The 16,097-nt window shown below is 41.8% G+C and carries 9 protein-coding genes; 7 read left to right on the top strand and 2 right to left on the bottom strand.

Features of this window, described 5'->3' with window-relative positions:
- The first annotated feature begins 9 nt into the window (after positions 1-9).
- From J0X14_RS02115 to J0X14_RS02085, 7 genes are read left to right on the top strand one after another with little or no spacing between them, the layout of a single operon-like run.
- Positions 10-705, top strand: a complete 696-nt coding sequence (locus J0X14_RS02115) for an ABC transporter ATP-binding protein (protein WP_207096101.1) — start codon at positions 10-12, stop codon at positions 703-705.
- Positions 706-742: 37 nt separating this feature from the next.
- Complete coding sequence (locus J0X14_RS02110; protein WP_207096100.1) at positions 743-3,133, top strand: ABC transporter permease; 2,391 nt, start codon at positions 743-745, stop codon at positions 3,131-3,133.
- A 22-nt stretch (positions 3,134-3,155) separates the two neighbouring features.
- Positions 3,156-5,588, top strand: a complete 2,433-nt coding sequence (locus J0X14_RS02105; RefSeq protein WP_207096099.1) for an ABC transporter permease — start codon at positions 3,156-3,158, stop codon at positions 5,586-5,588.
- A 25-nt stretch (positions 5,589-5,613) separates the two neighbouring features.
- On the top strand, positions 5,614-8,028 hold the full coding sequence (locus J0X14_RS02100) for an ABC transporter permease (protein ID WP_207096098.1): 2,415 nt from the start codon (positions 5,614-5,616) through the stop codon (positions 8,026-8,028).
- A 23-nt stretch (positions 8,029-8,051) separates the two neighbouring features.
- Entirely contained in the window at positions 8,052-10,451 is a 2,400-nt protein-coding gene (locus J0X14_RS02095) for an ABC transporter permease (RefSeq protein ID WP_207096097.1), read from the top strand.
- A gap of 26 nt (positions 10,452-10,477) precedes the next feature.
- A complete protein-coding gene (locus J0X14_RS02090; protein ID WP_207096096.1) occupies positions 10,478-12,844 on the top strand; it encodes an ABC transporter permease in 2,367 nt (788 codons plus the stop codon).
- A gap of 9 nt (positions 12,845-12,853) precedes the next feature.
- Positions 12,854-13,516 carry an ABC transporter ATP-binding protein gene (locus J0X14_RS02085; RefSeq protein ID WP_207096095.1) on the top strand — a complete coding sequence of 221 codons (663 nt, stop codon included), beginning with the start codon at positions 12,854-12,856 and terminating at the stop codon, positions 13,514-13,516.
- 70 nt (positions 13,517-13,586) lie between these two features.
- Here J0X14_RS02085 and J0X14_RS02080 read toward each other — a convergent pair whose 3' ends face one another.
- Both J0X14_RS02080 and accC read right to left on the bottom strand, forming a co-directional pair.
- Complete coding sequence (locus J0X14_RS02080; RefSeq protein ID WP_207096094.1) at positions 13,587-14,705, bottom strand: NAD(P)/FAD-dependent oxidoreductase; 1,119 nt, start codon at positions 14,703-14,705, stop codon at positions 13,587-13,589.
- 35 nt (positions 14,706-14,740) lie between these two features.
- Entirely contained in the window at positions 14,741-16,093 is a 1,353-nt protein-coding gene (gene accC / locus J0X14_RS02075) for an acetyl-CoA carboxylase biotin carboxylase subunit (RefSeq protein ID WP_207096093.1), read from the bottom strand.
- Positions 16,094-16,097: the final 4 nt, after the last annotated feature.

Genomic DNA, 16,097 nt, shown 5'->3' with positions numbered 1-16,097 from the left:
CATTAAAAAATGATACAGATACAGAATCTAAAGAAAAGTTTCCGAACAGAAGAAGTGGAAACCCTTGCCCTTAACGGGGTCAATCTCAAGGTTGCAGATGGAGAATTTGTGGCCATCATGGGACCATCAGGATGTGGAAAGTCCACCTTGCTCAACATCATCGGCATGCTGGACAACCCTACCGAGGGTAGTTACGAATTTGCTGGCCATAAGGTGGAAGGCCTTAAAGAAAGCCAGCGCACCCAACTTAGAAAGGGCAATCTGGGCTTTGTCTTCCAAAGCTTTAACCTCATCGACGAACTCACTGTCTTTGAAAATGTGGAACTCCCGCTCATCTATTTAAAAATGAACAAATCGGAACGCAGGGAAAAAGTGAATGCCGTTTTGGAGCGCATGAAAATTGCACATCGTGAAAAGCACTTTCCCCAACAGCTCTCGGGAGGGCAACAACAACGTGTGGCCATTGCCCGGGCCGTAGTGACCAATCCAAAATTGATTTTGGCGGATGAGCCCACCGGAAATCTGGATTCCAAAAACGGGATTGAGGTCATGAACCTTTTAACAGAGCTCAACCAAGAGGGCACCACCATTGTTATGGTAACACACTCAGACCGCGATTCGCACTATGCGCACAGGGTCATCAATCTATTTGATGGACAAATTGTGACCGAAAGTCAAAACAAACCTATGGGAGCCATGGTCTAGGAGTTTATTCATCAATCACAATCAAAAAACAATCATCATGTTCAAAAACTATATCAGAATCGCATGGCGAAACCTACTCAAAAGAAAGGTCTTCACCACCATAAATATATTGGGTCTTGCCATTGGCTTTGGCAGCAGCATTCTACTCTATATGTTTTTGACGTACCATCTTTCCTTTGATAATTTCCATGAAAACAGTGACCGCATTTACAGAGTGGTTACCGAGGAGCAACGGGACTATATAGATTATGAGGCAAGTGTGCCACCTGCCTTTGCCAAGGTTTTTCGGGAGGATTACAACTATGCTGAAAAAGTGGCCAAGGTGGTGTCTTGGGAGAACTACCAGCTCAATATAGGCGAGGGTACAAATAGCAAATCATTTAAAGAAGATGCTGCTTTTGTGGAGCCAGATTTCTTTGGAATCATGACATTCCCCATTTTGGAAGCCTTGGGCACTCGATCCCTTTTAGAACCCAATACTGCTTATATAAGTGAACGTATGGCGCAGAAAATGTATGGCGCAGAAAATCCTTTGGGAAAAACCTTTTTGTACGACAATAAAGAAACCATTGAGGTTATTGGAATTCTTAAAAACGCTCCTAAGACTTCCTTGATTCCTGAAGAAATTTTTATCTCCTATCCCACTTTAAAAAAGTTCAACGATTTTACTGCTGAGGAAACTTGGGGTGGCATTTCTTCCCATTTGCAATGCTTTGCGTTGTTACACCCAAATCAAAACATTGCCCAAATTGAAAATGTCCTTACAGAACTTCCAAAAAAGCACCGCCCAAACAGTAAGAACAAACATGTATACAAGCTTCAACCGCTGTCAGACATCCACTTCAATCCCAAATATGGGGGAATAGACCCCGCTTTAATGTGGATTTTCGGGGTTATTGGACTTTTTCTGATAGCCGTGGCCTGTATCAACTTCATCAATATTTCAACTGCGCAAGCATTCTATCGCTCCAAAGAAATTGGAGTTCGAAAAGTCTTGGGCAGTTTTAAACAACACCTGTTCTGGCAATTTTTGTCGGAAACTTTTGTGATAAGTCTGTTCGCCATTGGGTTGGGCGTATTGTTTGCCGTTTTGTTCCTTCCCTCTTTCAATAATCTCTTTGAGTTGGAGCTCTCGATGAACAGCTTATTGAATGTTCAGTTTTTTGCCTTTCTGATTTCGGTTCTTCTTCTGGTTTCATTTTTATCCGGAAGTTACCCTGGAATTTTGATGTCTCGTATTGTGCCCGTACTTGCCCTTAAGGGCAAATTGAGCCATAACGATACTGGAGGAACTACAACCCGAAAAGTTTTGGTCGTGGCCCAGTTTGCCATTTCCATAACCTTGATTGCCGCCACTTTGATTATTTCAAGACAAATTGATTATGCGGTAAACTCTGATTTGGGTTTTGACAAGGAATCCATAGTAATGGTGGGTATCCCAAAAGAATTGGAGAAGGTTCAACTCAACAGTTTAAAAGAACAATTTGCCCAAATTCCAGAAGTTACCAAAGTTTCGGCCTGTTTGACCAGCCCGGGTGGTGCTGTGAACAATTGGGGGACCAGTGTTAAATACCACAACCGACCTGAATTCGAAGAATTCAGCATTCAAGCCAAGCTGGCAGATGCAAATTATCTAAACACTTTTGATATACCTCTTGTGGCGGGAAGAAACTTTTTTGAGAATAGTTCCGATTCTATTGCCGAGGTGGTCGTGAATGAAAAACTGGGTGAAAAATTGGGAATTGCCACATCGGAAGAACTATTGGGAAAACAAATTACAGCCAATGGTGGTTATATCAAGGCCACCATCGTAGGTGTAGTCAAGAACTTTCATGACAATGATTTTACGGAAGAAATCAGTCCGATTTTTATTGCCAATCAAACCCGTTGGTTTGACGAAATCGCCATAAAGACCAATGGCCAAAATATGAGACACGTTGTGGAACAAATTGGCCAACCATGGGTCAATGTGTTCCCAGGGTACATTTATGAACCCCGCTTTTTGGACGATAGGGTTGCCGAACAATATGAAACCGAGCAGCGGTACCTATCCCTGTCCAAAGTTTTTTCGGCATTGGCCATTTTAATCGGTTGCTTAGGGCTTTACGGTCTCATTCTTTTCTTTGTGGGCCAACGAACCAAGGAAATCGGAATACGAAAAGTGTTGGGAAGCAATATAGCCAATATACTTGCCCTCTTCACAGTGGATTTCTTTAGACTTATTCTTATCGCAGGGGTTCTGGCCACACCCATAGCTTGGTACCTTATGGAGCAATGGCTCCAAGGCTACACCTACAGAACCCAAATACATTGGTGGGTCTTTGCCATTGCCATTGTGGCCATCATGATCATCACACTTATTACCATTAGCTATCAGACCTTAAAGGTTGCAATGGCCAATCCGGTAAAAAGCTTAAGAACAGAATAATCAACAGAGAAAACATACAACCATGTTCAAAAACAACATTAAAATAGCTTGGAGGAGTTTAAAAAAGCAGCCCTTTTTTACATTCCTCAACACCTTTGGCCTTGCCATTGGCATTGCTGGGGGAATATTGATCGCTCTATTTATTTATGACGAATTGAGCTATGACAAAATGTTTGCCGATGCGGAGCGCATTTATAGAGTTGACAGTAACATTAAGTTTGGTGGCGCCGAAATGAAATCAGCCGAAGCAGCGGCACCCATGGCCGCTACCATGCAACGGGATTTTCCCCAAGTGGAATCCACCGTTAGATTTAGGAACAGGGGAAGTCTACTTCTACGAAGAACCGGTACTGAGACCAATACCAAAGAACCTCGGATAACTTTTGTTGACTCCACTTTCTTCGATTTTTTTGGAGTAAAACTGCTGGTTGGGGACAAAAAAACAGCCCTTGTGGAACCCAATACCCTTGTGCTTACCAAAACGGCCGCAGAAAAACACTTTGGCGTTCAAAATGCCTTGGGTCAAAGCATGTTGTTGAACAATACAGATACCTACACCGTAACAGGTGTCATAGATGATTTGCCAAGGAATTCATTTTTAAGGGAACATTCCGTTTTTATGGCAATGTCCGGTTATGCTGACTCCCACGATCCAAACTGGGGGAGCAATAATTACTTCACTTTCATTAAGTTGATTCCCTCCGCTAATGTTAAAGATTTTCAGGAACCGTTGAACGGTATTGTGGACGATTACATATTTCCGTGGGCACAGCAATATTTTCCTGGAATGACGAAGGAATCCTTTATTGCAGCTGGGAACTATGTAAACTTTTATACACAACCACTCACTGATATACATCTCTATTCCCATCGTGATGCAGAAATGAGTGCCAATAGCAGTATCCAAAATGTATACATCCTTGCCTTTATTGGTTTGTTCTTGATTGTCTTGGCCAGCGTTAATTTTATGAACCTATCCACGGCTCAATCCCTAAAAAGGGCAAAAGAAGTTGGAGTTAGAAAGACGCTTGGTTCCAAAAAGTTAGATCTGATCCGGCAATTTCTTATTGAATCAGGGTTGATTTCATTTATCTCCTTATTAGTGGCTTTGGTCATCACATTATTGGTCCTCCCACTTTTCAACGACCTTGCTGGCAAATCCATTTCTTTGCCGTATTCAAGTCCTTTTTTCTGGGGGATTCTGCTACTGGGAACGGTATTGCTCGGACTCTTTTCGGGCAGTTACCCCGCTTTCTTTTTATCACGATTTATGCCTGTAAAAACCTTGAAAGGGGATACACAAGGTACCGCAGGCGGGGGCAATATCAGAAATGCATTGGTCGTGTTTCAATTTGCCATTTCGGTATTCTTGATCGTGGGTACCATTGTTGTTTATCAACAGTTACAATTCATACAAAGCAAAGATCTTGGGTTTACCAAAGACCAGATTCTGCTTGTTGACGATGTTTTTGCCGTTGGGGACCAAACCCAAAGTTTTAAAGATGAAATTGTTGCCCTCAGCCAAGTGGAAAATTCCACATTGAGTTTCTACTTCCCTACACCTTCATCCCGATCCAACAGTTCATTTTTTCCAGAAGGATCCAGAAATCAGGAAGATGCCCTTCAAATGCAAACTTGGTATGTTGATGAAGACTATATCCCTACCATGAACATGGATTTGATTGCCGGGCGTAACTTCAATACAGATTTTCCAACGGACTCCACAGCTGTAATTGTAAATGAGGCGACTTTAAAAGTCCTTGGTGTCGGGCCTGAGGAAGCTTTGGGGATGCGGGTCTCTCAGGATGTGGAATTGGAAAACCCCGAATTCAATACCATCATTGGTGTGGTTAAGAATTTTCATTACGAATCGTTACGCGAAAATATTGGGTCACTGGGCCTATTTTTTGGGGGAACTTCGGGGTCACTCGCTGTAAAATTAAATCCAGGTGATTTTTCGACAACTATAGCCGACATTGAGGGCATTTGGAACAAATTTGCCCCAGGCCAACCCTTTTCCTATGATTTCATGGACGACTCTTTTAATACTACTTATGAAGCCGAGCAACGTTTGGGAAAAATCTTTGTGGTCTTCACCATCCTTTCCATTTTAATTGCTTGCTTAGGGCTCTTCGGTTTGGCTGCTTTCAATGCTCAAAAACGTACCAAAGAAATTGGGGTCCGCAAAGTGCTGGGAGCTACGGTGGGTCAAATTACCTTCAGGCTCACAACAGATTTTCTTAAAATGGTGGGGGTTGCCATTCTTATTTCAATGCCCATTGGTTGGTTTGCCATGAACAAATGGCTGGAAGATTTTTCATACCGTATAGAAATTGGCTGGTGGGTATTTGTGCTGGCCGCTATTTTAGCGGTTGGCGTAGCTATATTGACCGTGGGTTACCAAAGCATAAGGGCCGCTGTGGTAAATCCGGTGAAGAGCCTTAGAACGGAATAGAAAATCATCATCAAAAGCGAGAACCATGTTAAAAAACCATATACGAATCGCGTGGCGAAACATCAAAAAAGACAAGCTTTTTACCACCATAAAAATTGGTGGTTTTGCCATTGGAGTAGCCGCCTGTCTGTTGATAGCCCTTTTTATTGGGAATGAATTGAGCTATGACCAGCAATACAAAAATAAAGATAGGATCTACCGTGTTGTAATGCAGGGCGTTATGGATGGTGAAGTGCTAAAAAGTGTTCATTTTCAGCGCCTTTTTGCGGAAACCCTACAGGCCAAATATCCCGAAATACAGAAAGCAGGTAAAGTGAATACCAGCGAGCTTTTTGGGGCAGGACGAAGAGCGCTTCGACCTAAAGGAACCATTCAAAATAATTTTGAAGAAGGATTTATTTACGCCGATCAACCTGTTTTTGAAATCTTGGAATATGATCTGGAAGAAGGAAATCCAGAACAAGTCTTGGTAAATCCTGGCAGTATTGTAATGACAGCCTCAAAAGCCGAAAAGTATTTTCCCAATGGCGATGCTGTGGGTCAAACTATTTTTCTGGATGACGATTCTACCAAACCTTATACGGTAACCGGGGTCATAAAGGAAATCCCTTCACAAAAATCGCATCTCAACTTTGATTTTCTTCTAGCCATAGAAGATACTAACACAAGTTGGACAACCACAAATTACTTCACGTATTTGTTGGTTGATGAGAATACTGACATTCCAAGTTTGGAAAACAAAATGAGGGCCATTTTAGAGGAGTATTTTATCCCTGCCAGTATCGAAAGAGGTATGGGAGAAAGATTTAAAGACGTGTTCAAGACTTTGGAATACAAACTGCAACCTGTTACCGATATCCATTTAAAATCTGACCTAAAAATGGGCGATCGCTTAAAGCATGGCGATATTCGATTTATCTGGTTGTTTGCTGCCATTGCCATTTTTGTTCTTGTATTGGCCGCCATAAACTTCATCAATCTATCTACAGCAAAATCAGCAAATAGAGCAAAAGAAGTAGGTCTCAGAAAAACTGTGGGAGCCTTTCGGAGTAATTTGGTCAATCAGTTTTTAACGGAATCCATCATATTTAGCATCATCTCCTTCATCATTGGGGTAGTATTGGCTTGGGCCCTACTGCCCACTTTTAATACCATTGCTGCCAAAAGTATTGCCATGCCATGGGCTTTGTGGTGGTTTGCACCATTATTGTTGGTTGCCTCTTTGATAATTGGAGCCATTGCGGGACTATATCCTGCCTTTTACCTATCCGCTTTTAAGCCCGCCAATGTTTTAAAAGGGTCACTGAGCACAGGAAGTAAAAGCGGCAGATTACGAAGTGGCCTGGTTGTTTTTCAGTTTGTAACTTCTATTGTTTTGATTATTGGCACCCTAATCATCTACAAACAAATGAACTTCATTTTAGATAAGAAATTGGGCTTTAACAAAGAACAGGTGGTCCTCATTAAGGGAACCAATCTATTAAAGAACAATTCACAAACTTTTAAAGATAGACTCCTTGCCTCATCGGATGTAAAAGAAGTATCCATAAGCGATTATCTTCCCGTGGATGGCACCAAACGAAATGGAAATACTTTTGGAATGGTTGGGGATGGTACTCAGAATAGAACGGTTCCTGCACAAATTTGGCGGGTAGATTTTGACTATATCAAGACCCTCGGACTTCAAGTTAAAGAGGGACGAGGATTTTCAAAGGACTTTGCAACCGACTCATCGGCCATTGTAATCAATGCAACCATGGCCAAGGAATTGGGTTATGAGGACCCCATTGGAAAACGCATCAACAACGGTCAGGACTGGACGATTATTGGTGTTCTTGAGGATTTTCACTTTAAAAACCTAAAGGAGGATATCGCAGCACTTTCATTGGTCATTGGAAATAGCCCAGGGACAGTGGCGGTTAAACTTAATACCAGTCAAACCAATAGGGCCATCAGCGATATTGAAACCGTATGGCAAGAATTTGTGCCTAATCAAGCTTTCGAGTACACCTTTTTGGACCAAGAATTCGCCCTTATGCATGACGATGTGCAACGAATGGGTAAAATATTCAACAGTTTTGCGCTCTTTGCCATTATTGTGGCTTGCTTGGGACTCTTTGCGCTATCGGCTTTCCTAGGCGAACAACGAAAAAAGGAAATCAGTATCCGACAGGTACTGGGCGCTCCATTCAAAAGCATATACCAACTACTGACAATGGACTTTATGAAGTTGATATTGATATCGATTGTATTGGCCGTGCCTATTGGATGGTATATGATGAACCGATGGCTTGAAGATTTTGCGTACAGAATCGAAATTTCATGGTCCACCTTCTTGCTGGCTGGTGTACTTGCATTGACAATTGCTTTTTTAACGGTCAGTTATCAGGCGATACGGGCAGCATTGGCGAGTCCCATAAAAAGTTTACGAGCTGAATAAATCAATCAAAAAAACAAACCATCATGATCAAGAATTATTTTAAAATAGCCTGGAGGAACCTTACCAAGAACAAGGCCTATACTATTATTAATGTTGGTGGGTTGGCCTTGGGTATGGCAGTGGCCCTTATCATTGGGCTATGGATCCAAGATGAATTATCGCACAACACCTATTTTACCAACAAAGACAAGATTGCCCAAATTTTCCAGTCCCAAACGTTCAATGGTGAAACTGGAACGGGGCCAGCCATTCCCCGACCTTTGGAAAAGGCATTTCGCGATAGCTATATGGACAATTTTGACCATTTGGTGATGGCTTCTTGGAGCAATTCCCAATATTTAAAATATAAGGATATCAGTCTCTCCAGAAATGGCAACTTTATGCAACGGGAAGCTCCAGAAATGTTCGACCTAAAAATCCTAAAAGGGGAAAAAGATGGGCTTAGAGAGGTAAACTCAATTATGCTTTCTGCTGCAACCGCAAATGCCTTGTTTGGCAATGAGGAGCCCATTGGGAAATCCGTTAAGATCAATGGTCAGTATGATATGATGGTCACGGCGGTTTATGAGGACATCCCCCATAACACTTCCTTTAACGAGATGGACTATCTAATGCCCTGGGAAAAATATATTACCGTTAATGAATGGATTAAAAATGCAGAAACCCAATGGGGCAACAATTCGTTCCAAATGTTTGTGAAAATCCCAGATAACACCACCATGGAAAGTGTTACCTCGGCCATTAAAGATGTAAAAAAGAACTTGAACGAAGATACTGTCGAGTTTAACCCACAGCTATTTCTATTGCCCATGGAGGACTGGTATTTGCGCAACCGTTTTGAAAATGGAAAACAAGTTGGCGGACGAATTAAATATGTGTGGCTGTTTGCTATCATAGGCATCTTTGTATTGCTCTTGGCGTGTATCAATTTCATGAACCTGAGTACGGCCCGTTCTGAGAAAAGAGCCAAAGAGGTTGGGATTCGAAAATCAATCGGGTCTCAAAGAGGACAATTGATCAACCAGTTCTTGGGAGAATCCTTTTTGGTGGTCCTGTTTGCTTTTGTCATTGCCCTTTTGATCGTAGTGCTTTCTTTGGCCGGCTTCAATGAACTCGCTCGAAAGGAAATTGCATTTCCGTGGATGCAACCCTCTTTTTGGTTGGTCTCCATCCTATTTATTTTGCTAACTGCGGTTTTGGCTGGAAGTTATCCTGCACTGTACCTATCTTCTTTTAAGCCTGTTGATGTACTAAAAGGCACTTTCCAAGCTGGAAAACATTCAGGCTTGGCCCGAAAGGCATTGGTGGTGCTCCAGTTTACAGTTTCAGTCGCTTTTATTATAGGTACGGTCATTGTGATGCAGCAAATCAACTATGCTAAAAACCGCCCCGTGGGATATGATAAGGAAGGGTTGGTGCAACTCCCAACCATGAGCCCTGAGTTTTATGGCAAGTATGGGCTAATGCGGAACGAGTTCCTAAATTCAGGTGCTGTTGTAGATATGTCTTCATCCAGTAGCCCTACAACCAATATTTGGTCCAACAGAAGTGGATGGACGTGGGAGGGGAAGCCCGATGGCTTTCAGGAAGATTTTGCTTGGACCGAGGTCTCCCCAGAATATGCAAAATCCCTTAATCTAAAAATTATTGCCGGCAGGGATTTTTCCCGAGAGTTTCCCTCGGATTCCAGTGCTATTCTCCTTAACGAGACCGCCGTTAAATATCTGGGGGTAGAAAACCCAGTTGGAATGTTGTTCAGGGATTCCGATGAGGAGAATCCTGGTGGACCCCTCAAAGTCATCGGCGTGGTAGAGGATATGATTGCCCAGTCCCCCTATGAACCCGTAAAGCAAGCCATTTATGCTTTTGATAAGTACGATAATGCTTCTTATTATAACCTTCGATTGAACCCAAAACAAAGCGCAAGTCAAAATTTGGCCATTGTAGAACGGGTCTTTAAAGCGCATTTTCCGGATGTTCCCTTTCACTATGATTTTGTGGATGAAGAATACGGTGAAAAATTTGCTGCTGAGGAGCGAATAGGAACACTATCGGGTATTTTTACCGCCTTGGCCATCTTGATTAGTTGTTTGGGACTTTTTGGACTTACCTCTTTTGTGGCGGAACAACGAACAAAAGAAATTGGGGTTAGAAAAGTGCTCGGTGCAACCGTATTTAATGTATGGAACATGCTCTCCAAAGACTTTTTAAAATTGGTCATTCTCTCCTGTTTTATTGCGGTTCCCATAGCGTATTACGTAATGAATGGTTGGTTACAGGAATATCCATATCGGGTAATCCTAAAATGGTGGATTTTTGCACTAGCCATGATTGGGGCTTTGCTGATTACTGTTCTTACCGTAAGTTTTCAAGCGATAAGAGCGGCAAGGGCAAATCCAGTAAAAAGCTTACGAACTGAGTAAATAATTTTAACCAAAAAAATAGAGCCATGTTAAAACACAATGTCTTACTCTTTTTTAGAAGCATTAAAAAGAACAAAAGCACTTTTCTCATCAATGTTTTAGGGTTGGGTTTGGGCATTGCATCATTTCTAATACTATTCCTTTACATCTACAATGACATTACCTACAACCATTTTCACAAGAATTTGGATAGGATCTATAGGGTGAGGGAGGGGGAAACTGTACAAACCAGAGGATTATTGCTTCCGGAAATGCTTAAGGACATCCCAGAAATAGAAGATGGCACTCGAATTTTTGATTGGGATGGCGCTAGGTTAAGCTATGGTGACCTTGCCTTTTATGAAAACATCAAGTATGCTGATGAAGGCTTTTTTGACATCTTCACCTTTTCTTTTGTTGAAGGATCTCCCAAAAAAATTCTTGAGGATAAATACGGTGTTGTAATAAGTACTGAATTTGCTAAAAAATACTTCGGTGATGTGCCTGCTCTTGGAAAGCAACTTGATGTCAATTTTGGAAATCAGTTCCTCACCGTAAAGGGCGTCGTGGACATCCCCTACAATTCATCCATCAAATTCGATATCCTTTCCAATTACGTAACTGGGGAGGAAATTCTTCCTTGGATAAAAGATGCTCATAATTGGCAAAATGTTTTTTCCATTACCTATGTGCTTTTGGAGGATGGGGTTAAGCCCCATGACTTTAAAGATAAGATACAGAAGATTGTTAAACGTGATTTTTTTCCAACTGGAGAAAGCAATGTAGAGCTCAACCTATTGCCTTTTAAGGATTATCATTCTGTCTTGGAGTCCAATCAAACCTTAATGGTGATTCTTTTTATTATTGCGTTGGGCATTATCGGCATAGCTATCGTAAACTTTATCAATTTAACCATTACCCAATCTTTTTCCCGAGTAAAAGAAGTAGGGGTTAAAAAAGTTCATGGCGCCTCCAAGACACACTTGCTTCGCCAGATTATGACAGAATCATTTTTGATGAGCTTGATGGCTCTAATAGTGGGAGGATTTCTTCTTGTCATTTTCCTTCCATCGTTCAATACATTGTTGGGGATAAACCTAAAGTTCAATCTTTTTAAGAACAGTTCCTTGCTCTTGACCATCATTGGACTATGGTGCATTGTTGGGCTTTTATCTGGATTACTTCCCTTGTCATTATGGATGCGTGGAAAGCTTACGAATACCCTGAAAGGCAATATGTCCAATATAGGAAAGCCAAATTATTGGAATTATACACTGGTTGTGGTACAGTTCATCATTGCAATTTTCCTTATTTCGGGAACACTACTTATTCGAAAGCAAGTGACCGATATGCTAGAAAAAAATCCAGGGTTCGACAGCGAAAATGTAATTGTGGTAGAATTGGATGGGTGGCAATTTTCAAATCTTGAAAAAGCTTCAGATAATATTAAAAGGATATCCGAAGAATTACAAGCGAGTTCTTATGTGAGTTCAATAAGTTTTTCAACCACGGCTCCTGGTAATTACCAACAAAATTACAATGTATTCTTCTCTAGGGAAGAAAGTAACGTGGAAAGCATTCACTTAAGAAAGGCATACGTAGGTTACAATTATTTTAAGACCATGGGCATTGATCTCCTTAATGGATCTGGCTTTCCAAGAGATTCCATTTTGTATAAAAATACGGTAGTCTTGAATCAAAAAGCTATGGGTTTGCTGGGATATCAAGGAGCTTCAAACCAAATACTCCACGAAGGGTCGCCAGACGGAACGCCCTACAAAGTCATTGGAACAATTACCGACTTTAGTTATCAAAGCATTGACAACCAACAACAACCATTGGCTCATTTCTTTATCGATAGGGAAAATTTTACCGATTGGCCTTACCTTATGATAAAATCAACCAAAGGGACCAGTCTGGATGTTGTTGAAATCTTTAAGGAAAAATGGAGTGCGGCTTTTCCGGGAATTGAGCCCAATTTATTTTTTGCCGATGAAAAACTAAATAACCAATATAAAAAATATATAGAAACCAATACCTTGGTAACATGGTTTTCCATTCTGGCCATTATGCTATCCTGTATGGGGCTATTTGCACTGTCCACCTATTCCTTAGCCCGAAGAACCAAGGAAATTGGCATCCGAAAGGTCAACGGTGCAACAATCACTCAAGTTTTGGCCCTTCTTAACAAGGATTTTTTAAAATGGGTGGCCCTTGGTTTTGTAATAGCAGTTCCCATCTCATGGTACGCTATGGAACAATGGCTGACCAATTTTGCCTATAAGACCAACATAAGTTGGTGGATATTCATTCTGGCCGGTGGGCTTACCTTGATGATTGCTTTCCTAACTGTAAGTTGGCAAAGTTATTGGGCCGCATCCGTCAACCCAGTAAAAAGTTTACGAACCGAATAACTAAAAAATATGCTACTACAACTCAACAACATATTCAAATGGGTCCACTCTGGGGGGCAACGTGTTTTTTTGTTGAAAGACATCAACCTAGAAGTACGGGAAGGAGAATTCATATCCATTATGGGGCCCTCTGGTTCCGGTAAATCCACTTTGCTCAATGTTATTGGCATGTTGGATACGTTTGATGAGGGCGAATATCAATTTTTGGACGAACCCGTACATTCCCTAAAGGAAAAATATAGAGCCAATCTGTATAAGGAATATATCGGTTTTGTGTTCCAGTCCTACCATTTATTGGATGAACTCACCGTAAAAGAAAATCTAGAGATGCCCTTGCTCTACAAAAAACTGAGGGGTACTGAACGCAAAGCTATGGTGGCCGATATGCTGGACCGATTCAACATTGTGGGCAAAAAAGACCTTTTCCCTGCTCAACTGAGTGGTGGACAACAACAATTGGTTGGCGTTGCACGTGCCTTGATTTCCAACCCCAAGCTCATTTTGGCGGATGAGCCTACGGGAAACTTAAATTCCAAACAAGGGGAGGAAATTATGGAACTGTTCAAAGAGTTGAATGACGAAGGGGTTACCATTATTCAAGTTACACATTCAGAAAAGAATGCGGAATACGGTTCACGAATTATCAATTTATTGGATGGGAGGATGATTTAATCAAACTCAAGCATCAAGTGCAAACTCAAGTATCAATATTTTGTGCTTGGTCTTGAACTTGTATTTGGGCTTACTGAGCCAAATCCGCGAGTTCTTTTCCCACCAAACTGCCCAAGGCAACCCCCATTCCTCCAAGTCGAACACCGCAATACACGGAATTGGAAAGTTGTTTTACTATAGGTGATTTTTGGGTGCCCACACCCATAATTCCACTCCATCTTCGGTCGATTTCTATATTTTGATTGGGCAAAATCACCTCGCTAAGTAGTTTTTCCAAGGACTTTTGGATGATTTCGGTCTCACCAAATTCCGTGGTTTCCTCGGTTTTCATATCAAGGTTTCGGCCACCACCAAATAGAATGCGGTCATCAATATTTCTGAAATAATAGAACCCTTCATCAAAATGAAATGTGCCTTTGATGTTCAGGTTTTTGATAGGTTGAGTTACGAGCACCTGTGCCCTAGCTGGCTTCACGGTTTCCGATTTCAACAATTTAGAGGCAAATCCATTAGTGGCGACAAACACCTGTTTCGAGTCAAATTCAAAACCATCGGTAGCGACAAGAGCTTTTGTTCCTATTTCTTGAATCTCCCTAACCTCTACTCCATTTAAAACAGGAATTTGCGCATCATAACATTTTTGAAGCAAGGCTTTCATCATCTTGCCGGTGTCCAACTGCCCTTCAAATTGGTGGGTAATGTATTGCTCCTGAATCTTCCCAAATCCAAAAACATTGTTCGTTTTTACGAAAGGAACAGCTCCAAAAACGGGACGTAATAATTCGTTCAAATCCTCCATTCGATCCAGACAAGTTTCAAATAAATCTGGATTATCTTCTAAGAAAAGCTCATGCCCTCCGTGTTGTTCAAAACCGATGGCTGTATCACCTAAAAGCTTTCGTAATAACTGAATACCTTCGTACCTTTTTTGAACCAGTTGAACCACTTGTTCTTCTGAATGGGACTTGAGGTCGGAAACCAGTTCAGAAATGCTTCCAAAACAGGCGAATCCGGCATTTTTGGTACTGGCCCCCTGTGGAAGGCTGCCTTTTTCCAAGACCAAAATCTTGCTTTTGGGATATTTTTCCTTGAGCCGAAGCGCACAGTTAAGCCCCACCAAACCACTTCCGATTACGGTGAAGTCCACTCGGGACAACCAGGTCTTATATTCCCAATAGCTTAGCTCCATAGCACAAAAAACCCCGATAAGAATCGGGGTCTATTTTAATCTTGATATTTTGGATCCATTTTAAACCCTTCCATGAATTTGGTGGTGTAATTGCCAGCCAAATAATCGGGATGGTCCATTAATTGTCTGTGAAACGGAATCGTGGTCTTTACACCTTCTATCACAAATTCATCCAGTGCTCTTCGCATTTTGTTGATGGCCTCCTCCCTAGTTTGGGCGGTGGTAATCAACTTGGCAATCATGGAGTCGTAGTTTGGTGGAATCATGTATCCGCTGTATACGTGGGTGTCCAAGCGTACCCCATGACCCCCTGGTGTATGAAGTGTTGTAATCTTTCCTGGTGATGGCCTAAAATCGTTATATGGGTCTTCCGCATTGATTCGGCATTCAATGGAGTGCAACTTTGGATAGTAATTCTTTCCAGAAATTGGAACTCCACCTGCTACCAAAATCTGCTCACGAATCAAATCGTAATCCACTACTTGCTCGGTAATGGGATGCTCCACCTGAATACGCGTATTCATCTCCATAAAGTAGAAGTTTCGGTGTTTGTCCACCAAAAACTCCACGGTTCCCGCACCTTCATACTTAATATATTCTGCTGCTTTAACGGCAGCTTTACCCATTTCTTCCCGAAGGGAATCCGTCATAAACGGAGATGGGGTCTCCTCAGTCAACTTTTGGTGTCTACGCTGTACAGAACAATCTCTTTCGGATAAGTGGCAAGCCTTACCATATTGGTCTCCAACCACCTGTATTTCAATGTGTCTGGGCTCTTCAATGAGTTTTTCCATGTACATTCCACCATTCCCGAAAGCAGCGGTTGCTTCTTTCACAGCGCTTTCAAAATTCTTTTCCATTTCATCCTCGGACCAAATGGCGCGCATTCCTTTTCCCCCACCACCTGCAGTAGCCTTGATCATAACGGGATATCCCATTTTCTTGGCTTCTTTTCTGGCGTGGTCCACATCTTTCAACAAACCATCGGAACCAGGAACAGTAGGAACACCCGCTTTTTTCATGGTTTCTTTGGCGGTTGCCTTATCTCCCATTTTTTCAATTTGCTCGCCCGATGCACCAATGAATTTGATGTCGTGCTCAGCACAAATTTTGGAGAACTTAGCATTTTCGGAAAGAAATCCATAGCCTGGGTGAATACCATCGGCATTGGTAATCTCCGCAGCAGCGATGATATTGGGTATTTTTAAATAGGACTCGTGGCTGGGGGCTGGACCAATACAAACAGCCTCATCCGCAAACCGTACGTGAAGGCTTTCCTCATCGGCCTTGGAGTAAACGGCCACGGTTTTGATACCCATTTCCTTGCAGGTACGAATAATGCGAAGTGCAATCTCACCCCTATTTGCAATTAATATCTTTTTAAACATAGAA

Origin of the sequence: Allomuricauda sp. CAU 1633, from assembly GCF_017313225.1 — a bacterium.
Taxonomy (GTDB): domain Bacteria; phylum Bacteroidota; class Bacteroidia; order Flavobacteriales; family Flavobacteriaceae; genus Flagellimonas.
This window is presented reverse-complemented; position numbering and strand designations above follow the sequence as displayed.